The organism is Providencia vermicola (assembly GCF_010748935.1).
Taxonomy (GTDB): Bacteria; Pseudomonadota; Gammaproteobacteria; order Enterobacterales; family Enterobacteriaceae; genus Providencia; species Providencia zhejiangensis.
This window is the reverse complement of the sequence record NZ_CP048796.1, coordinates 3451342-3472194: the sequence shown is the minus strand read 5'-3', so window position 1 is coordinate 3472194 and position 20853 is coordinate 3451342. Positions and strand designations below refer to the sequence as shown.

General features: G+C 41.2%; 20 protein-coding genes. 10 read left to right on the top strand and 10 right to left on the bottom strand.

Going from position 1 to position 20853, the window contains the following annotated elements:
* The first annotated feature begins 332 nt into the window (after positions 1-332).
* Positions 333-1424: a murein transglycosylase A gene (gene mltA / locus G3341_RS15695; RefSeq protein WP_154622493.1), complete on the top strand. Its 1092-nt coding sequence runs from the start codon at positions 333-335 to the stop codon at positions 1422-1424.
* A gap of 21 nt (positions 1425-1445) precedes the next feature.
* Positions 1446-2264, top strand: coding sequence for a tRNA cyclic N6-threonylcarbamoyladenosine(37) synthase TcdA (gene tcdA, locus G3341_RS15690; protein ID WP_154622492.1), 819 nt, complete (start codon positions 1446-1448; stop codon positions 2262-2264).
* A 25-nt stretch (positions 2265-2289) separates the two neighbouring features.
* On the opposite strand, the gene csdE is transcribed toward tcdA, so the two are convergent.
* Positions 2290-2751, bottom strand: a complete 462-nt coding sequence (gene csdE, locus G3341_RS15685) for a cysteine desulfurase sulfur acceptor subunit CsdE (RefSeq protein ID WP_154622491.1) — start codon at positions 2749-2751, stop codon at positions 2290-2292.
* A 9-nt stretch (positions 2752-2760) separates the two neighbouring features.
* Positions 2761-3969, bottom strand: coding sequence for a cysteine desulfurase CsdA (csdA, locus tag G3341_RS15680; protein WP_154622490.1), 1209 nt, complete (start codon positions 3967-3969; stop codon positions 2761-2763).
* Between the two features lie 613 nt (positions 3970-4582).
* Here csdA and G3341_RS15675 point away from each other — a divergent pair.
* From G3341_RS15675 to rlmM, 3 genes are all read left to right on the top strand, one after another.
* The gene (locus G3341_RS15675; protein ID WP_154622489.1) at positions 4583-5521 is read left to right on the top strand and encodes a transcriptional regulator GcvA; all 939 of its coding nucleotides are present in this window, start codon (positions 4583-4585) and stop codon (positions 5519-5521) included.
* A 144-nt stretch (positions 5522-5665) separates the two neighbouring features.
* Complete coding sequence (locus G3341_RS15670) at positions 5666-6061, top strand: DUF423 domain-containing protein (protein WP_163862859.1); 396 nt, start codon at positions 5666-5668, stop codon at positions 6059-6061.
* Positions 6054-7151, top strand: a complete 1098-nt coding sequence (gene rlmM / locus G3341_RS15665) for a 23S rRNA (cytidine(2498)-2'-O)-methyltransferase RlmM (protein ID WP_154622488.1) — start codon at positions 6054-6056, stop codon at positions 7149-7151. The genes G3341_RS15670 and rlmM overlap by 8 nt, the downstream gene beginning before the upstream one ends.
* Before the next feature lie 72 nt (positions 7152-7223).
* Here the strand turns inward: rlmM and xni are convergent, their stop codons facing one another.
* The 3 genes from xni to queF form a co-directional block, all read right to left on the bottom strand.
* Positions 7224-7988 carry a flap endonuclease Xni gene (gene xni / locus G3341_RS15660; protein WP_163863643.1) on the bottom strand — a complete coding sequence of 255 codons (765 nt, stop codon included), beginning with the start codon at positions 7986-7988 and terminating at the stop codon, positions 7224-7226.
* Between the two features lie 31 nt (positions 7989-8019).
* The gene (ppnN, locus tag G3341_RS15655) at positions 8020-9387 is read right to left on the bottom strand and encodes a nucleotide 5'-monophosphate nucleosidase PpnN (protein WP_154622487.1); all 1368 of its coding nucleotides are present in this window, start codon (positions 9385-9387) and stop codon (positions 8020-8022) included.
* A gap of 61 nt (positions 9388-9448) precedes the next feature.
* Complete coding sequence (gene queF, locus G3341_RS15650) at positions 9449-10294, bottom strand: NADPH-dependent 7-cyano-7-deazaguanine reductase QueF (RefSeq protein ID WP_154623743.1); 846 nt, start codon at positions 10292-10294, stop codon at positions 9449-9451.
* Positions 10295-10450: 156 nt separating this feature from the next.
* Between queF and syd the strand changes: the two genes are divergently transcribed.
* Positions 10451-11011 carry a SecY-interacting protein gene (gene syd / locus G3341_RS15645; protein ID WP_163862857.1) on the top strand — a complete coding sequence of 187 codons (561 nt, stop codon included), beginning with the start codon at positions 10451-10453 and terminating at the stop codon, positions 11009-11011.
* A gap of 392 nt (positions 11012-11403) precedes the next feature.
* Here syd and G3341_RS15640 read toward each other — a convergent pair whose 3' ends face one another.
* Entirely contained in the window at positions 11404-12318 is a 915-nt protein-coding gene (locus G3341_RS15640) for a DUF535 family protein (RefSeq protein WP_163862855.1), read from the bottom strand.
* Between the two features lie 260 nt (positions 12319-12578).
* Here G3341_RS15640 and G3341_RS15635 point away from each other — a divergent pair, with 260 nt between their 5' ends.
* From G3341_RS15635 to G3341_RS15625, 3 genes are read left to right on the top strand one after another with little or no spacing between them, the layout of a single operon-like run.
* Positions 12579-12914: a YqcC family protein gene (locus G3341_RS15635; RefSeq protein ID WP_154623746.1), complete on the top strand. Its 336-nt coding sequence runs from the start codon at positions 12579-12581 to the stop codon at positions 12912-12914.
* Between the two features lie 7 nt (positions 12915-12921).
* Complete coding sequence (gene truC / locus G3341_RS15630) at positions 12922-13680, top strand: tRNA pseudouridine(65) synthase TruC (RefSeq protein WP_154623747.1); 759 nt, start codon at positions 12922-12924, stop codon at positions 13678-13680.
* A gap of 24 nt (positions 13681-13704) precedes the next feature.
* Positions 13705-14157 carry a flavodoxin gene (locus tag G3341_RS15625; RefSeq protein ID WP_163862854.1) on the top strand — a complete coding sequence of 151 codons (453 nt, stop codon included), beginning with the start codon at positions 13705-13707 and terminating at the stop codon, positions 14155-14157.
* Positions 14158-14217: 60 nt separating this feature from the next.
* Here G3341_RS15625 and G3341_RS15620 read toward each other — a convergent pair whose 3' ends face one another.
* The 4 genes from G3341_RS15620 to map all read right to left on the bottom strand — a co-directional run bounded on the left by G3341_RS15620 (position 14218) and on the right by map (position 19430).
* Entirely contained in the window at positions 14218-14604 is a 387-nt protein-coding gene (locus tag G3341_RS15620) for a DUF3461 family protein (protein WP_154623748.1), read from the bottom strand.
* Positions 14605-14935: 331 nt separating this feature from the next.
* A complete protein-coding gene (gene dapD / locus G3341_RS15615; RefSeq protein WP_154623749.1) occupies positions 14936-15760 on the bottom strand; it encodes a 2,3,4,5-tetrahydropyridine-2,6-dicarboxylate N-succinyltransferase in 825 nt (274 codons plus the stop codon).
* Positions 15761-15812: 52 nt separating this feature from the next.
* Complete coding sequence (glnD, locus tag G3341_RS15610) at positions 15813-18449, bottom strand: bifunctional uridylyltransferase/uridylyl-removing protein GlnD (RefSeq protein ID WP_154623750.1); 2637 nt, start codon at positions 18447-18449, stop codon at positions 15813-15815.
* A 183-nt stretch (positions 18450-18632) separates the two neighbouring features.
* Positions 18633-19430, bottom strand: coding sequence for a type I methionyl aminopeptidase (gene map / locus G3341_RS15605; protein ID WP_163862853.1), 798 nt, complete (start codon positions 19428-19430; stop codon positions 18633-18635).
* A gap of 594 nt (positions 19431-20024) precedes the next feature.
* On the opposite strand from map, the gene rpsB reads away from it, so the two are divergent.
* Entirely contained in the window at positions 20025-20750 is a 726-nt protein-coding gene (gene rpsB, locus G3341_RS15600; RefSeq protein ID WP_154623752.1) for a 30S ribosomal protein S2, read from the top strand.
* Positions 20751-20853: the final 103 nt, after the last annotated feature.

Sequence of the window (20853 nt, the reverse complement as noted above, 5' to 3'; positions counted from 1 at the left end):
AGATCTGATGCAAGTTTTTTTGTGTTTTTTTTTCAAAATCCAGCACGGATAGAACAAAATATCATCATTGTGGTGTTTTTTTAATCGTTAGGGGCAATCATTGAAGTCGTAATGGGTTTTGTCTAAGGTTCTACTTAAAAACGTTTAACTGGATAATTTATCGACAATAAAATGAATTCACGATGCCGATAGAGCCTGTGTTCAGTAGCATTTTTGGGAAATTAGGTTGAAACCATTCTAGCGACCATGAGTATATATATGATTAGCCGTTTCATTATTTATTGGGGTTTGCTATTGTGCGCTTCATATTGGATTGATGTGGGCGATATCATATGAAATTATGGAAAAAGTGGTGTATAGCAAGTGCGCTTGTTACTTTGCTTGTTGGCTGTCAGTCTCATCCGACAGACAAAGGACAGCAATATAAAGATGGACGTTTAAATCAAGACCTTCAGCAAGTCAGTCAACTGAATGTTCAAGGACGCCCTATCAATTCACACGATTTTAGTCAGCAAGTTTATGAAATCAAAAATGCATCGCCGCGTTTATTTCAAAATAACAATGACACCTACCATGCTATCGAAAATTGGTTAATGGCAGGAGGAGACCCGAAAAAGCTGACTAATTTCAATTTAACGGCATTCCAAATGGAAGGTGTCGATAATTATGGCAACGTACAATTTACAGGGTATTACACCCCAGTTATTGAAGCGCGCCGCACAAAGCAGGGCGCTTTTCAGCATCCCTTGTATGGAATGCCGCCAAAGGGGAAAAAACGCTTACCAAGTCGAGCCGCGATTTATAATGGCGCTTTAAGTGACAATTTAATTTTAGCTTACAGTAATTCTGCTATCGATAATTTTATGATGGAAGTTCAAGGTAGCGGTTATGTTGACTTTGGCGATGGTAGCCCTTTGAATTTCTTTGGTTATGCAGGTAAAAATGGCCATGCTTATAAGAGTATTGGTAAAGTGCTTGTTGACCGCGGTGAAGTACCCCTAGAAAAAATGTCACTGCAAGCCATCCATGATTGGGCCAATAGTCATAGCGAACAAGAAGTGCGCCAATTGCTTGAGGAAAATACTTCTTTTGTCTTCTTTAAGCCACAATCATTTGTGCCAGTCAGAGGAGCGAGCGCGGTTCCGTTAATCGCTAAAGCGTCAGTTGCTTCAGATAAAACCCTTATCCCCCCAGGCACAGCGCTGTTGGCAGAGATTCCAGTACTTGATAACACAGGTAAATTTACGGGACGCTATGAAATGCGTATGATGATTGCCTTAGATGTTGGTGGTGCGATTAAAGGTCATCATTTCGATATTTATCATGGAACAGGCCATGAGGCAGGAAAAATGGCCGGTTATTATAATCATTACGGAAGAGTGTGGGTCTTGAAAAAGAGCCAGCCACTGTTCGGTAGCAAGTAGTTATTAAGGTTGTTATTGACTATGCAAACTAAGCTTTCAGATGCTTGGATGCAGCGCTTTGCTGGGATCGGGCGCCTTTATGGACAACATGCATTATCGCTTTTTGCCCGCTCCCATGTTTGTGTTATTGGCGTTGGAGGGGTCGGGGTTTGGGCTGCTGAAGCCTTGGCTCGAACTGGAATAGGCGCGATTACGCTGATTGACATGGACGATATCTGTGTCACTAACACTAATCGCCAGTTGCATGCCCTAAAATCAACGATTGGTCAGCCAAAAGTTTCAGTGATGCAAGCTAGGCTGCTCGAAATCAACCCTGAATGTACAGTGAATATTGTTGATGATTTTGTGACGGTAGACAATGTGGCAGAATTGCTCTCGACTGGGTTTGATTATGTGATTGATGCGATTGATAGTGTCAGGCCTAAAGCGGCGTTGTTAGCCTATTGCCGTCGTTATAAAATTCCTGTCATCACGACGGGAGGCGCAGGCGGACAGATCGATCCAACGCAAATTCAAGTAACCGATTTGGCAAAAACCATTCAAGACCCGCTCGCGGCTAAATTACGGGAACGTTTAAAATCTGATTTTAATGTGGTTAAAAATAGCAAAGGTAAATTAGGCATAGATTGTGTCTTTTCAACGGAACAATTAGTCTATCCACAAAGTGATGGCTCAGTCTGTGCTGCTAAGAGTACTGCCGACGGTTCCAAAAGAATGGATTGCGCCTCAGGCTTTGGCGCGGCAACGATGGTCACGGCAAGTTTTGGATTTATTGCTGTTTCACATGCGCTTAAAAAGATGGTTGCAAAATTAGAGCGAGAAAATAGAGCAAACAACTGAGGCTATAGCAATAGCCTCTAGTGCATTATTCGGTAGGTGTCATTTCGCTAGCAAAATTACGGATAGTCGTGATTAATGCGGCTATTCCATTTTGTCGTGATTCGCTTAACTGACCAGACAACCCAGTGCTATTGAGGATCTCTTTAAAATCGATAGCAAGGATTTCTTGACTGGTTTTGTGTTCTACCGCCGCTAATAAAATCGCAAACAACCCTTTAACGACGCGTCCTTCACTATCACCGTAAAAATGGAAGGTGTTGTCGTCATTCAATCTCGCGCCAATCCAAACTCTATTTTCACATCCTTTCACTTCCTGAGTGTGTTGTTTCTGTTCTTCAGTCAGCGTTGGTAATTGGCGAGCAAGTTGGATGAGTGAACGATATTTATCTTCCCACGCCTTTTGTGTTGAAAATTGCTCTACTATTGCCTCAATTTTCAGTTCTGTTCCGAAAGGATGCGGCGCAAATGTTGGTGTTATTGAAGTCATTAGGCTTCCTTATTCATCATTCAGTATTGAGAGTGCAAACTTTAGCGCATTAATAAATTTATCAATATCTTGCAGATTATTGTATGGCATGACAGAAATACGTAAGCAGCCTCTAATATCGAGTGCATCCATTAATGGTTGTGCACAATGTTGCCCATAGCGTAATGCAATTTTTTGTTCAGTCAATAATAGGCCCAAATCACTATGGTGTATGCCGTCAAAATTGAAGGAAAGCAAAGGGGTATTGGGTTCGCTGTAGCAAGTAAATCCTGGGAGTGACTTCAGTTGCTCATGGGCATAATTTATCAATGAGCAGCAATGCGCCTCACGGTGGTGTAAATCGATTTCAGATAACCAATCCAGCGTCGCTGAAAAAGCGATGACCCCAGCAATATTCGGTGTACCAGCCTCAAAACAATGGGGAATAGGAGCAGGGGTAAAGTGGTCAAAACTGACTTCTGACAGCATTTTTCCGCCGCCGTGCCAAGGAGACATTGCTGCCAGTAAATTAGGTTTACCGTAACAAACCCCTAGGCCAGTCGGTCCATAAAGTTTGTGAGCGGAGAAAGCATAAAAGTCGATATCCATGGCACAAACATCCATTGGGCTATGTACAACGCCTTGTGCGCCATCAACGACAACGAGAGCACCTGCCTTATGTGCCAGTGAAGTAATCGCTGTTAAATCCGGTTGATAGCCTGTTACGTTTGACATTTGAGTGATAGCAATCACCTTGCTATTAGGGGTAAGCAATTGCTTCAATTTCTCAATATGTAGAGTTTGGTCTTGATTGATCGGCCATTTGATTATTTTTGCGCCCGTTTGCTGAGCGAGGATTAGCCAAGGCAGTAAATTTGAATGGTGTTCTAATTCGCTGACAATAATTTCATCATTAGGCTTTAAATGATGCCTAAAATAGCTTTGCGCAATAAGATTTATAGATTCTGTGGTGCCGCGTGTCCAAATAATTGTGTTTTCATCTTCTGCGTTAATCAATTTCGCAACACGTACTCGGCCTTGTTCGTAATTTTGAGTTATTCTCAATGATTCAGGAGATTGCCCGCGATAAACCGAACTACCGGAGTGGAGATAGTAGTCATTTGAGGCTTGAGACATGGAGATTGGTTTTAAGGCTGTCGCGGCACTATCTAGGTGAACGGTATGAGACTGGATAGCGGGAAATTGTTCTCGAAACTGCTTGGCAGAAAAATGATCCATTGTATGTGTTCTTTGTCTGAATATGTGTTTTTTTAACCGACGTTGTTAATACTTTTTAAATTTACGCGCTGCACTTTTTATTGTGTTAATTTTTGATGGTGACCCGTGATGGTGCGAGAAATTTAGAAAGTATTTTGGAATGATTATGTCTTTTGCGACAGATTGCAATCACTTTTCTTTTATCATTATTGGTGACGAGATATCTCATTACGTTAACTTCAAGATTAATCTTAAATATCTAACGATGAAGATTTTCTGTAAACTTGTTTACACGTTGTCTTTTTTAGATTTTTTCTTTTGCTTGTCTGCAAAAAAAAGCACCGCAACTTAGGCGGTGCATCACAAAAATCACTATGGACAGACAGGGTAAATGTACAGGAAGTGAAAAAAACAGTAGCTAAAGCTACAAAGTCTGGCATTCCCAGACAACTTGCAAACACAACATCACAACCACAAAGCCAAAAGTTTCAAAGTAACCAAACTCTGTAACTTTTCGTTCCGGCTTAGGAAGTGCGCATACTATAGGTATTTACTGGCGTATCCTCAATGGACAATTTATAATGCTTCGGATGAAAAAAACTAATGCATATAACCCTGTCGAGTAGAAGTGATTATGTCTAAAAGATTACCGCCACTTAATGCGTTAAGAGTATTTGATGCAGCCGCTCGTCATTTAAGTTTTACTAAAGCGGCAGAAGAGTTGTTTGTAACCCAAGCTGCTGTTAGCCACCAAATGAAAAGCTTGGAAGATTTCCTTGGGTTGAAATTATTTCGCCGCCGTAATCGCTCTTTGCTATTAACGGAAGAGGGGCAAAGCTACTACCTTGATATTAAAGAAATATTCTCCTCTATCAATGAGGCTACAAGGAAATTACAGGCACGTAGCGCCAAAGGGGCACTAACAGTCAGTTTATCTCCTAGCTTTGCGATACAATGGCTTGTGCCTCGTCTTTCTAGTTTTAACCAAGCATATCCAGGGATCGATGTGCGGATTCAAGCAGTTGATCGAGAAGAAGATAAATTAGCCGATGATGTTGATGTCGCTATTTTCTATGGACGAGGGAATTGGTCTGGGCTTAGAACAGACAGATTATATGCTGAATATTTAATGCCGGTTTGTTCTCCGGTATTATTGACCGGACAATATCCATTAAAGCAACCCGAAGATTTGGTGAATCATACTTTATTGCATGATTCTTCTCGCCGGGATTGGCAAGCTTATGTTCGCCAATTAGAATTGCATAATGTTATTAATGTCCAACAAGGGCCTATTTTTAGTCACAGTGCGATGGTCATTCAGGCTGCCGTTCACGGGCAGGGTGTGGCATTAACGAATAATGTTATGGCTAAAAATGAAATAGACGCAGGTCGTTTAGTTTGCCCATTTAGCGAAGTTTTGGTGAGCAAAAATGCGTTTTACCTTGTGTGTCAGGAAAACCAAGCTGATTTAGGTAAAATAGCCGCATTTCGTCAATGGATTTTGGCCCAAGCGGCAAGCGAACAAGAAAAATTGGGTTTTATTACAGGTGATCAAGATATTGCACTTATTTAGTAATTATACATGCCCATTATTCTTCAAATTGTAGTTAGTTGCATAGTGAAAACGGCACTCAGTTGATTGAATGTATAGGAATGTTATTAGGTCATCTTAAGGCGACTGGGGTTATTTCGGTTATAGTAAATAAAAGGTGTTACTGTGAATAGTCGTTTGATGTTAATTTTTGCTGGGATTAGTGGGTTTTTTACGGTGGCCTTTGGTGCTATTGGTACTCACGCACTGTCATCGATTATGAGTGCCCATCAGATGGAATGGATTGAAATTGGTTTGCGTTATCAAATGCTACACACAGTCGCCTTAATGGTACTGGGGGCTATTTTATTACGCAAAGTGATCCTTTGGTTTTACTGGTGTGGTGTTTTTTTTGCTGTAGGCATACTTCTTTTTAGTGGTAGCCTTTATTGTATGGCCTTGTTACAGGTAAAATACTTTTCCTATTTTACGCCAGTAGGGGGAGTTTGTTTTCTTATTGGCTGGCTGTTGGTCGTTATCGGCGCTATGCGTCTAAGGAAACCGGCGTTACGCCATGAGTAATAAAATTGCATTATATTGTCGTCCTGGATTTGAAAAAGAGTGTGCGGCAGAAATTACAGATAAAGCAGGGCAAAAAGACGTTTTTGGTTTTGCTCGAGTCAAAGAAAATAGCGGCTATGTTATTTTTGAGTGTTATCAGGCTGAAGATGCCGATAAACTTGCCCGTGAGCTGCCTTTTCGTGAATTGATTTTTGCACGTCAAATGTTTGTGGTTGGCGAATTGCTGAAAGATTTGCCTCCTGAAGATCGCATTTCACCGATTGTAAGTGTACTCAGCCAGCAGGTGGAGCGGGCTGGTGATCTTCGTGTTGAAGTTGCTGATACTAACGAAAGCAAAGAGCTACTGAAGTTTTGCCGTAAGTTTACAGTGCCTTTGCGTAATGCACTGCGCAAAGAAAAAATTTTGCTAGCTAAAGAAAACTTTAAACGTCCAATTATTCATGTTTTCTTTATTGCGCCTGGTTGCTGCTATACAGGCTATTCATATAGTTCGAATACTTCTCCATTTTATATGGGGATTCCGCGTCTTAAATTCCCATCGGATGCGCCTAGCCGTTCAACGTTGAAGCTAGAAGAAGCGTTCCATGTCTTTATTCCCTATGATGAGTGGGAAGAGCGTTTAGCGAGTGGTATGAATGCGGTTGACCTTGGTGCATGCCCCGGTGGTTGGACGTATCAATTAGTTAAGCGAAGTATGATGGTACATGCCGTGGATAACGGCCCGATGGCACAAAGTTTGATGGATACAGGGCAGGTTAGGCATCATCAGGTTGATGGGTTTAAATTCGAGCCAAATACCAAAAATATCACTTGGTTAGTCTGTGATATGGTTGAAAAACCTGCAAAAGTTGCTGCGTTAATGACGCATTGGTTATTAGAAGGTTGGTGCCGAGAAACCATTTTCAACTTAAAATTGCCAATGAAGAAACGTTATGAGGAAGTTTCTCATATTCTGGATAAAATGTTTACTCAGTTAAAAGAGCAAGGCATTAATGTCCGTATTCAAGCAAAACAGCTTTACCATGACCGTGAGGAGATCACCGTACATGTTCAGCGAATTTGGTCGGCTTATGCGCCAATACGTGACTAAACATTAGACGGGTCACCTCACTTATCACTGCACCCCAAACGCTGATAAATGGCGAAGTAAGGTGCAGTTTTTTTATGAAGATGATTTAATCTGATAACGTAGTTGGTTTAGGTTGCCTTGTAATGCGATATCCGTTCTTAATGTCGCAATATCACGACAAGTTGTGGCAATATCGAGCTGGCCAATGAGTTTTTTTCTCCATTTCTCGTCAACATTCTCTAAGTTAGCAAATAAATTTTCAATTGAGTGATACTGCTGTAAAAGTAATGTGGCGCTTTTCGCTCCAATCCCTGTAACGCCGGGGACTTTACTGCTACTAATGCCCGCTAATCCCCAGTAATCAGGTAGTTGGTGTGGCTGTACGCCAAATTCTTTCTCAATAAATGGGACATCTAGCCAACGTTTTTGAAAATAATCACGGATGCGAATGGCGGGGGAGAGTAATTGGCAATAGCCTTTATCGGTCGACACTATGGTGACGGTTTGTCCGGCATCGGCGATTTTTTTTGCTAAGGTGGCCGCAAGATCATCGGCCTCATCCCCATGTGATTGCCAACAATGAATACCTTTGGATTCAAACTGGTTGATTAATGTCGGGAGCTCAGCCTGTAAATTATCAGGCATGGGTTGTCGGCCCGCTTTATAGTCAGGTAACTTTTTATGCCGCCAGCTATTATGCCTACCTTCTTCATCAAATACCGCAACGATATGGGTGGGAGAGGTATGCGAAATAAGCTGCAATACAGCGGATATACAGCTGTCACCACAAGGGCTACCTTGTACCGCATGTATGCGACGAATTAAATTAAGTGCATCAATAATAAGTAAGTGGATCATCATGTTTTTGCCATCCTTGGCTTTTATCCATTTATTTCACAATTTCATAGCAAGGCTCATAGGCAGTCCCGCCTGGGAGCTTCATACGATGTTGACTTACAAAGCCTCTTAGCAGAGTATCCATGCGTTGCATGATCTCTTTATCTCCATGAATTTTAAATGGTCCATGCTGTTCGATAGCTTTCATTCCAACTTCTTTCACGTTACCTGCCACGATACCAGAGAACGCTCTACGCAGGTCGGATGCCAGTTTCTCTGGTGATTGACCTGGGTGTAAGTTCAAAGATGCCATGTTTTCATGAGTTGGCTCGAAAGGATGCTGTAGCTCTGGGCTGATTTTGATTGACCAGTTAAAGCTATACGCATCACCTGTACTACGGCGATTATCTTTTACTAGAGGCATGTGTTTTTTCATAACACGAGCCACCTCTTGGGGATCATCAATGATAATTTGGTAGTGTTTACTTGCCTCATCACCAAGGGTGTGACGAATAAAGTCATCAAGTACAGCGAAGTATTCTGCACTTTCTTTTGGCCCCGTTAACACCAAAGGGAGAACCTGTGCACTATTTTCAGGATCCATCAAGATACCTAATAAATAGAGTAGTTCTTCTGCGGTACCCACACCACCAGGGAAAATAATAATGCCATGCGCTAGCCGTACAAACGCTTCAAGACGTTTTTCGATATCAGGCATAATAACCAACTCATTCACCAATGGATTCGGTGGCTCAGCGGCAATGATAGACGGCTCTGTTAAGCCAATAAAACGGCTATTTTTATAACGTTGTTGAGCATGACCAACCGCCGCACCTTTCATTGGTGCTTCCATAGCGCCTGGCCCACACCCCGTACAGATATTCAGCTCTCTTAAACCAAGTTCATTACCGACTTTCCGGCCATAAAGGTACTCAGTTTCATTGATTGAGTGGCCGCCCCAGCAAACGATCATGCTGGGATCTTCATCAAGATGAAGTGTGCGAGCGTTACGTAGTATAGAGAAAATGATGTTAGTCAGGTGCGCGCCATTTTCTAAATCTAATTGCAGTTTTTGTTCTGCGTAGATAATTTGCGCATGAACGAAGAGGATATCACGTAGGACAGCAAACAGGTTTGCTTGTATAGAGCGGATGATTTTACCATCGACAAAAGCATCTTGAGGTGGATTGATGAGCTCTAGTTTTACGCCACGTTCACGGCGTAATACGTTGATATCAAAGTCAGTATGCTTATCCAATAAATCTTTACTGTTATCTGTTAAGCTTCCTGAATTCAAAACCGCTAATGAGCAGTTTCGAAATAGCCGATAAAGATGGCTGCTAGCAGTGCGCTTTAACATATCAACTTCAAGTTGAGATAGTAGATCCATGGATCCTAATGGACTGATATGAGTAATCAAGTAACTCTCCTTTATCCCAAAGGGATCTTGATATAAAAATATAACAATGAACTTAAAGTACTTATTGCCGTGCTAAACGTCCTACGTCGGGCGTAAATTGTGTATTGCTACGCCATGGGTTGATATCGAGACCACCTCGGCGAGTATAGCGCGCGTAAACACTGAGTTTTTCGGGTTTACACAATTGCGTTATATCATTAAAAATACGTTCGACACATTGCTCATGAAACTCATTATGATGGCGGAAAGAGACTAAATAACGTAGCAGAGCTTCACGGTTAATCTTAGGGCCACGATAATGAATTTGTACTGAACCCCAGTCGGGCTGGTTAGTAATCAAACAATTTGATTTTAATAAGTGGCTAACCAGTGTTTCTTCCACAAGTTCATTTTCTGTGCAATGTGTTAGGTAATCACGATTAAATTCATAGTGATTAATTTCAATATCGAGTTCATCGATACAGATCCCGTCGAATGGGCTAATCGCACACTGTGAAAATTCATTTAGTTTATGGAGTGTAACGCTAACTTCCCCATTAGCACAATTGCAGAGGTCGTTTTGCAAAACGCTTCGCACATTTTCCCAAGTTTCAAAGCGAGTTTGGTTAAAACTATTCAGGTAGAGCTTGAAGCTTTTTGATTCGATCAAATTCTCACTTCGCGCATCAACATGCACTGAGCCAATAGCCACTTGCGGTACACCTTTATTATTTAGCCAAGAAAGCTCATATAAGGTCCAAATATCAGCACCATGAAAGGGGAGGTTACCCGCATGAATATTCAATGGATCTCTATTTAGACTACGAGGAACCGCTTGAAGCAGGCTCGGATCATATTGATCATAATAGGCCGTTTTTTTTCCGAGAGTCAGTTTATCCAGCGCTGGGTTATTTTGATATTGTGACATGTTGATCCTTAAACTTCATTTACTGAGATAGCGACCTACTATAAGCAGCTAAAAATAAGAGCAATTCATTCATTGGTTAACTTCTGTCATAATATCACTTATTAGTGATATTACCGCTATTTCAATTAAATCCAATCATTAGACAATGAAATAATTATGAATATAACAGTCTCTGAAGCACTGACTCAGTTTACCGAACAATATGTGAGCAAATGGATGGCACAAACAGGCTTACCGCCTGCTTCTAGCGATCTATATGGGATTCCTTCACCTTGTATCGTTCGTACAGGTGAAAATTGGGTTTATTGGGAGCCTCAATCATTTTCTTTACAAGATAAAAATTTAAATAAAGTGGCGACTGCACTCGATATTGAATTACAGCCGATGATCCATCCTTTTTACACAACTCAATTAGCTGGAGATATGAAAGCGCAGTTCCAAGGTCATACGCTGAATCTAGTGCAAGTGTGGAATGAGGATGATTTCATACGGTTACAAGAAAATTTAATTGGGCACCTAGTGACCCAGAAGCGTTTAAAACTATCCCCCACACTGTTTATAGCCACATTAGAGTCCGATTTAGAAATGATTTCTTTATGTAATTTAACAGGGGAAATTATTTTAGAAAAATTTGGCAGTAAGGAAAAACAAGTATTGGCACCTGATCTTATCCATTTTATTCAGCAGTTATCGCCAGTGGTAGAGCCATTAGCGTAAGTAGCTATAGATAGAATTTGTAGGAAATAACTTACAAATTAATTAGGAAATGCGCTTTAAATTTCTTCATTTATCTAAATCGGTATTATTTAATATTTAATTTCATGTAGTTACTATCAATTAAAGAAACTCAAGTTTTACAGCGATTATTTAGTTTGTTTTACTAGGTTGTTTCATTAGTGTTTTTAATACATTCTTAATTGGCTGTGTGAAGACAGGGTTTTCGTTTTCTACCAGTAGAACAGCGGTCAAGGATGGCTAAGTGAGGTGACTCACTAAACTGTTTACAGAAGACAGGATGTCGAACGGCAGGAAGTCGTTTTTTGCAGGATGCTGTATACCATTTAAAACATGAGATAAGCCAGTCAACCCAATTGTTGGCTGGCTTTTTTTTAATTGAGTGTTTTCGTATTACGATTTGAGGAAACTGAGTATGCGACCAATGAGCCTAAAACACTTTGGTACATTGCCTCTCTTAATGCCTCGCGCTTACGAAATGCGGAGCGATGCTGGCTTTTTACCGATTCAATATCGCGAACGGGTTCAGTTAAAGGCAAATGATACCAACCGTCAGCGGAAATAACACCATTACACTCTTGCCAAAAGTGGTCATAGCTTGACTTGAGATGCTGACGTTTGATGTGGCAGTTATTTGAAATACCCATTATTGATGTGCAATGGAAAAAAGCGGCAACAGCATAAATAGATGACATCAATAGGTTTTTAGGACGCATGCCATGCATTTGCTTAGTAATTGATTTAACTTGCTCGGTGCTCTGTTCTGTTGAAGGCCCTTGCAGAGAGCAAATATAAAGTTGCCCTTCCGTTCCAAACGAAAAGCTCATTAAATAGATATCGTCACCCATTTCATTAAGCAGGTGTAAGGTCAGGTCACCCTCTCGAGGATATTGAGAATATACGAGTCTTAACTGCGCATAATCACCTGATTTTAATTCAATATCTGCAACTTTAAGACCTTGACGTTCTGTTGAGAACATCTCTTTAATGGCCTCAAGTGTGAATGTTTTTTCTATCTGCTCTAAGGTATGGCTAGCGGTGAGTAACTTCTGCTTCCCATTCCACTCGCGATGTAAATACTTATTTAAAGGGCGTTCAGCAAAATCAGGGATATTGTCGAATTGTTTAGACATGCGAGCACAAGTGTAGTTTTCACACATCATTTGGAATTGCTGATAAGGTTTAGAGGGGAGTTTGGCAATACGTACCTGTCGTTTTAACTGTACATAACTATTATTAATAGATTGCCAAAATTTATTTTGTTTACGCCACTGCTTCAATAAGCCCATATATAAACCATATTTATCGTTGACTATTTTTTATTCAGAGAATCAAAAAACGTTAATCATATACTTATTAACTACAACAATAGATAAATAAACTTTAAATAAACTGACAAAAGGGCTTGAAATGTAAATTTTTAATTAACAGTGATTGTGCTTTTGATAGTGATTGATGATTTGGGATTGTGTTGCACCCCATATTTACGACAGAATTAATGAGCAATATGCCGTATATTTCAGACTACGTTTATTAAGTGAGTTTTTATATGAATATTGAACAACGTATCATTGAAAAGCTTTGTCATATTGAAGAAGAAATGAAGTCAAAAGCACTTTGGCGGGAATTACCGCCAAGTCCTGAAGCATTTGAAAGCACTGAGCCTTTTTCAATTGATACGATGGAAGCGATTGAATGGTTGCAATGGGTCTTGATCCCGCGTTTATATGCCATCATTGAGCAAGGCGCGGTTTTACCAAGCGCATTTGCTATTGCCCCTTATTTTGAAGAGGCTTATAAGCATGATGAAGAAGAACAATATCAATTATTACTTATGCATCTTCGTGAGTTAGATAGTTTTTTTAACAGCCAATCAGGTAGGTAACTCATTGATGTTAGAAATTATTTATCAAGATGAGTTTATAGTCGCGGTGAACAAGCCAGCCGGAATGTTGGTCCATCGTAGCTGGTTAGACAGCAAAGAAACGGTTTTTGTCATGCAGACCTTACGTGATCAAATTGGCCAATTTGTATATCCAGTTCATCGTCTTGATAGGCCGACGTCTGGGGTGTTACTGTTTGCCCTCTCAAGTGAGGTCGCGAGGCAGTTGGCGACGCAATTTGAGTCACATCAGATTGAAAAAATTTATCATGCCGTGGTTCGCGGCTATGTTGAAGAAGCACAAACCATTGATTATCCCTTGCTTGAACAATTGGATAAAATTGCAGATAAGCATGCAACCAAAGAGCCTGCATTGCAGGAATGTATTACGCATTGCCTGCCAATTGCACGAGTAGAATGCCCCGTTGCGATAGGGCGTTATTCGACAGCTCGCTTTAGCCTGTTAGAGCTAAAACCTGAAACAGGTCGTAAACATCAATTAAGGCGACATATGTCGCATATTCGTCACCCTATTATTGGTGACAGTAAACATGGTGATTTGCGTCAAAATCGCGGTGTCAGCGAAAATTTTGCCGTTTCACGGCTCATGTTACATGCCACCCAGTTAGTATTAGATCATCCCATTACCGGAGAACGCCTATCACTTGTTGCGCAGTGGGATGCGTTATGGTTGTCATTGATAAATCAGTTTGGCTGGCAAAATGAGGCTAATAAATTGGGAATGAGTGGGATGAACCCATCCATGTAGGTACTGAGTTAATAGGAGGTGTTCGTGTCAAAAATTGGTATTTTTGTAGGCACTGTTTATGGAAATTCCTTAGCAGTTGCGGAATCGGCTCAAGAAATATTGGAACAACAGGGTCACGAAGTCACTATTTTTGATGAGCCAACATTGAGTGATTGGCAACAATATAATGCAGGTGAAGGGATCGCATTAGTCATAACATCGTCAACAGGACAAGGCGATTTACCTGATACGATAGCTCCATTATTTTATGAAATTCAAGATGTTGTAGGCTATCAACCCGAACTGCGTTACGGCGTAATTGCGCTTGGTGACAGTAGTTATGACAACTTTTGTGGTGCGGGAACACGCTTTGATGAGTTATTAACTGAGCAATCAGGAACGCGAATCGGCGATGTGCTGTTGATCGACGCAATGGAAGACGATGTGCCAGAAGAATATGCTAAGCCGTGGATTCAGTCTTGGGGCGAATTGTTGTAAATGTCTGCACCGTGAAAATATTTCTCGGTGCAGTAACGATCTGAAACTTGCGTATAAAAACTATTTGCGAGTTAATTTTTCAAGGTCAGCTTCAATTTCAGCAATTTTATTGGATACGACATGTTCCAGATGGCGTAAGTCATCCAAAATTTTGTGTTTCAAGTCGATATCATTAGTGTCGTTTTTGCAAATTTGGTCTAATTCTTCAATCGCATAGCGAAGATTAGAGTTAATTTCGTTAATTTCTTTGAAATTGTTGCTGCCATCAGCTGCCGCGACTGTTTTGCGTTGGCGTGGATATTTAAATTTCACGCTTTTCGCAAAAAACTCCCCTTTATCTTTGCGAAAATAGATTTTCAAAATGTCGTTATTTGCTTCTTGGCGTAGCGTGTAACGATCAATGTCTTGAGGATTGCTAATACCTAAACTTTTCAGATTATCATACATGTTATTCACCGAATTATAGGAAACCAAAATTTGTAGAGACACAGAGAGCGATAGCCTTGTCGACTGGAACAATATTATTCTATTTTGGGCATAAATTAAAAACGCCAATATTAAAGTCAACAATACTTCAATATGCAGGTAATAAGCGCTTTTACTAGGCAAAAAATAAAATCATACAGTTTATATGCTAAAAAGCCTGACAATGGCTAAGCTAATATTATGCGCGAAATCAGAAAATTGACAAACCCCTCTTCACAAGAAAAAGAGGTCTATCATTTTTTAGATTGGGTAGAGGAGGTCTTTTTCTCTCTAGCCATATAGGGAGGAAGGATTAATCGATGCTTCTTAATAGCTCGTTAATACCGACTTTACCGCGGGTTTTTTCATCGACTTTCTTAACGATAACAGCGCAATAAAGGCTATAGCTACCGTCTTTAGATGGCAGGTTGCCTGATACAACAACTGAGCCAGCAGGTACACGCCCGTAGTGAATTTCACCCGTTTCACGGTCATAAATTTTTGTGCTTTGACCGAGATAAACTCCCATTGAAATGACAGAACCTTCTTCGATAATGACGCCTTCAACAACTTCAGAGCGAGCGCCTATAAAGCAGTTATCTTCAATAATCGTTGGGTTTGCCTGTAATGGCTCAAGCACACCACCAATACCCACTCCTCCAGATAAATGGACGTTTTTACCAATTTGAGCGCATGAACCCACTGTAGCCCATGTATCAACCATTGTCCCTTCATCAACATAGGCACCGATATTGACATAAGAAGGCATCAATACGCTATTTTTGGCAATATAAGCGCCTTGACGAACCGCTGCCGGCGGAACGACTCGGAAACCTTCACGCTCAAAACGAGCTTGGTCATAATCGGTAAACTTCATAGGAACTTTATCAAAATAACGGCTTTCAGCACCATCAATCACTTGATTGTCATGAATGCGGAATGAAAGTAATACGGCTTTTTTCAGCCATTGGTGGGTGACCCAAACGCCAGCGATCTTTTCTGCGACACGAAGTTTGCCACTATCTAATAGGGCAATAGTTTCTGTAACTGCTTGGTGGACAGCGGGTGTTACCGTAGACGGTGTAATGGCAGCCCTGTCTTCAAATGCTTGTTCAATGATGGCTTGTAAATGCTGCATTGATTGTTTTTCCCCTTTAAGAACACGAGTAATAATATTGCTTTATGGCCTATCATTTATCCTTCGAGTTAAGGGTTTCTGTCAACCTTTCTGATAACTCTTGTTGCATTTTTTTATCGAGAGCTTTGTGATTTTTATCAGCCAGCACGAAAAAATCCTCTACCTTTTCGCCAATGGTTGTGATCCGAGCACCATGCAGTGAAATTTCCATCTGCGCCAGCACATGACCGACTCGGGCGAGTAGGCCGGGTTGATCGAGTGCAAATAACTCCATATAACTGCGACGTTCATTGGTGGAATGTAAAAAATTCACTTTCGTGGGAACCGTAAAGTGACGTAGTTTTGAAGGTAGAGTGCGTGTCTGAGGCAATGGTACTGCTGGTTGTTGAACCGCGTGTAGTAACGTTTTACGGATTTGCTCATACCTATCTTTCGATAATGGCGCACCATTAGGTTCCAATACGACAAAGGTATCCATTGCCATATTATCTTTATTGGTAAAAATTTGTGCGCTATGAATACTGAGATTGCGCCTATCAAGTTCCCCAGCAACCGCTGCAAATAGGTGAGGTTTATCTGGGCACCAAATGAAAATTTCAGTTCCACCATGTTTAGGTTGTGTGCTAATCAATACAAGAGGCTGCTCAAGATCATGTTTTAATAAATGACAAGCGTGCCAAGCCAGTTGTGATGGAGTGTGCCGTAGAAAATAATCGGCATGGCACCGAGACCATAATTTGTTCAGCTTTTCTTCATTAATGGGTGATTGGCGCAGTAATGCCAATGCTTGATGACGATGGTGACGAATACGTTCACGTAAATCAGGTGTGCTTTGCATACCTTGATTGAGTTGATGTTCCGTTGAAAGAAACAGCTCACGGATCAGGCTCTGTTTCCAACTATTCCATAGGGTACTGTTCGTTGCGCAAATATCTGCAACGGTTAAACACATTAAGTAATTCAATCGTGGAACCGTTTTGACTTCCAGAGCGAATTGTTTAATCACATCAGGATCTTGGATATCTCTACGCTGTGCGGTGACCGACATTAATAAATGCTTTTTAACTAACCAACACGCCAGTTCCGCTTCTTTTTGTGGAAAGTTATGCTGTAAAGCAAACTCATACACAAATTCAGCGCCCAAATCGGAATGATCGCCTGAACGCCCCTTAGCAATATCGTGAAATAGCGCCGCAAGTCTCAAGGTTTCAGGGTGTAATAGCTTAGGGTAAACGCTAACGCAGAGAGGGTGGTTACGACGATTTTCTTCATGAGTGAAGCTGTCGATTTTTTGTAATACACGGATGGTGTGCTCATCGACAGTATAAGCATGAAAAAGGTCAAATTGCATTTGCCCGACAATGTTGCTCCAAAGCGGAGTATAGGCGCTCAAAACACTATGTAGATGCATTGGAACAAATGCGCCTTTAATGGCTCTAGGGTGGCGCAATATTTTAATGAATAGTTGTCTTGCTTCCGGTAATTCACATAAAGGGGCGGTCAAATTACGTCTCGCAAAGCGTAGTTGGCGTAAAGTGGTTGAATAAATTCCTGTGATATTTGGGTAGCGAGCCATCAAATAGAACATTTTTAATATGGCTGCGGGCTGTTTAATAAACAGCATATCATCAATGACATCAATTAATGGGCCACGTAATTGAAATTGCTCATCAAGGGGACGAGGTTTTTCATCTGGGTTAAGTGCAAGAATGGCATCGTCAAACAGCTGCAATAACATTTGATTGAGTTCACGAACACGTCGAGTAACACGATAAAAATCTTTCATCATTAATTCAACGGGTTGGTTTTTTTCGCCTTGATATCCAAGCAAGCGCGCCACACTGAATTGACGATCAAATAAAAGACGGTTGTCGTAACGTTTGACGACTAAATGCAAAGCAAAGCGAATTTTCCATAGAAAGGCAAGGCACTCTTTCAGCTCTTGACGCTCTTCCTCAGTGAGAAAGCCAAACCCAACCATCTCATCAACGGTTGTAGCGCCAAAATGGCGCCTACCGACCCAAAGTAGGGTATGGATATCCCTTAAGCCGCCGGGGCTACTTTTAATATCAGGCTCTAGGTTGTAGCTGGTACTGTGGTAGCGTTGATGACGTTCTTGTTGTTCTTCTTGCTTAGCGGCAAAAAAGGTGGCTGATGGCCAAAAATTGTCACTGAAAATCGTTTTTTGTAGGCGTAAAAAAAGCGCGATATCCCCACAAATAAGGCGTGATTCAATCAGGTTTGTCGCGACGGTTAAATCGGCGATACCAGCATCGATGCACTCTTGTAACGAACGCACACTATGGCCAATATCAAATTTTAGATCCCATAAAAGTGTAATAAATTGCCCAACCTTCAGGGCAATGTGGTCAGCGAGCGGCGCAGCGCTTAAGACTAAAATATCAATATCTGATAACGGGTGAAGTTCATGTCGACCATATCCGCCAACCGCAATTAAAGACATATTTGGTTGTTGGTCAAATTGATACTCTTTCCACAAACGCGTTAGTAGGGCATCTAAGTAATCACTGCGGGCATGAACCAAATCAATGGCGGATTCACCTTGGTTGAAGGCTTCTTCTAAGTAATTATGGAACGATTCTACATGTTGTTTTAGTCGAAGTAGCTCAAGGTCAGAAGCTTGAAATAAAGAAGGTGATAAAAACGCTACAGGAGAAGGTGTCATCATTATCTTTCCGCATCGATAGCCTGAACAGGGGAATTTACAGCTTACTGGGGATTGTTGAGGATGAACAGACTGAAGTTGAATTATTTCACATGAAGTCGTTGGTAGGGGAAATGAATAGGTGACATGTCATGGTCATCAGCCGTTGCCATATGCATGGCATGCCACAATTCATTTAATTATTCATTAAGCATTGACTAACACCGCTGAGATAAAAGGCTCTTCTTCTTTACGCAATGTCATAATTTCACAACCGTTGTCGGTCACAACGAGGGTGTGCTCATATTGTGCAGACCAGCTTCTATCTTTGGTTTTTACCGTCCAACCATCATTCATGGTACGGATGCGATAGTCACCAACGTTGACCATAGGTTCAATGGTAAAGGCCATCCCTTTTTGCAGCACAACACCGCTGTCATCGGCATCGTAGTGCAAAACTTGGGGTTCTTCATGGAAGCCTTCACCGATACCATGACCACAATATTCACGAACCACGGAGAAATCATTTTTCTCGACAAACTCTTGGATTGCTTTACCTAAAGTGCGTAGGCGAATACCCGGTTTAACCATGCGTAGTGCTAAATAGAGGCTTTCTTGAGTGATGTGGCAAAGACGTTCGCCTTGGATCGTTGGCTTGCCAACAATAAACATTTTCGAGGTATCGCCATGAAAACCCTCTTTAATAACAGTTACATCAATATTGACGACATCACCGTCTTTGAGGATTTTATCATCACTAGGAATGCCATGACAGATCACATCATTAACTGAAATACAGACTGATTTTGGGAAACCGTGGTAGTTCAAACAAGCAGGAATGGCTTGTTGTACATCGACAATATGTTGATGGCAGATACGGTCAAGCTCCCCCGTACTGACGCCCGGTTTCACGTGGGGGGCAATAATTTCGAGTACTTCCGCTGCTAGACGACCAGCAACACGCATTTTCTGAATATCTTCTTCAGTTTTGATAATAATAGCCATGAATTCAGTCCATTTATGTCAGCAATTGGTAGGTGACATAGTTTAAATAAAAAAAGGTCAATAAATGGGTAATAGCGCCATTTATTCAACATCAATGATGATTATATGGTATCAGGCACCGCATTTTCTGCCAACTAAACATCAAAGTCTCTTAGCTGCTTGGTATAGGCTTAGGGTACGCTGGATGGCTTAGTCGGTTTATCATTTTGAGCTTTGGGTAGCACAAATTGCCAAAAATAGGAAAGATAAAAAATCAAATCAGTGACACTTTTTGGTCAGGCTACCCAGCCATTCAAGCCCGTTAATTAGGTTTTTTTGCACAGTAAAAAAACAACAAAAGTTGGCTTATTAATCCGATTTATGGTATAAAGCGCGCCGGAAATCCATTATCTATTCGAAATGTTATTCGGTCTAAGGCCAAGAAGCTTATCTGATTAGAGTTTTGGAATACCGTAAACTAAACTCAATTGTGTATAACACACACGGGTCGACACATGCACCGGGGTGCTCTTATGCGTTTAGGCGCAGCTTTAGAGTCGGTGTTATGGGATTCGTGGAGGCATAACCCCAATTACTTAAATACAGAGGTATTAAATGGCAACTGTTTCCATGCGCGATATGCTACAAGCGGGCGTACACTTTGGTCACCAGACTCGTTACTGGAACCCTAAAATGAAACCATTCATTTTCGGCGCTCGTAACAAAGTACATATCATCAACCTGGAAAAAACTGTTCCAATGTTCAACGAAGCTCTGGCTGAATTGAATAAAATTGCTTCTCGTAAAGGCAAGATTCTGTTTGTTGGTACAAAACGTGCAGCAAGCGAAGCCGTTCAAGAAGCTGCTAACAGCTGTGATCAGTATTTCGTTAACCATCGTTGGTTAGGCGGTATGCTGACTAACTGGAAAACCGTTCGTCAGTCAATCAAACGCCTGAAAGATTTAGAAGTTCAGTCTCAAGATGGTACTTTCGACAAACTGACCAAAAAAGAAGCGCTGATGCGTTCTCGTGAACTTGGTAAGTTAGAAAACAGCTTAGGCGGTATCAAAGATATGGGCGGTTTACCTGACGCTCTGTTCGTTATCGATGCAGAACACGAACACATTGCTATCAAAGAAGCAAACAACCTGGGTATCCCAGTATTTGCTATCGTTGATACTAACTCTGATCCAGACGGTATCGACTTCGTTATCCCTGGTAACGATGACGCAATCCGCGCAATCAAATTGTATCTGAGCGCTGTAGCTACTGCCGTTCGTGAAGGTCGTTCTCAGGATCTGGCTGTTCAAGCAGAAGAAGGCTTAGTAGAAGCTGAATAATAAGGCCTGCTCTAATTAAGAGCCCTTATAAACCAGGTATTGCTATATGGTTAGAAGGGGGCCTATCTGGCCCCTTTTTTATCTATCTGAATCAGAATGATCC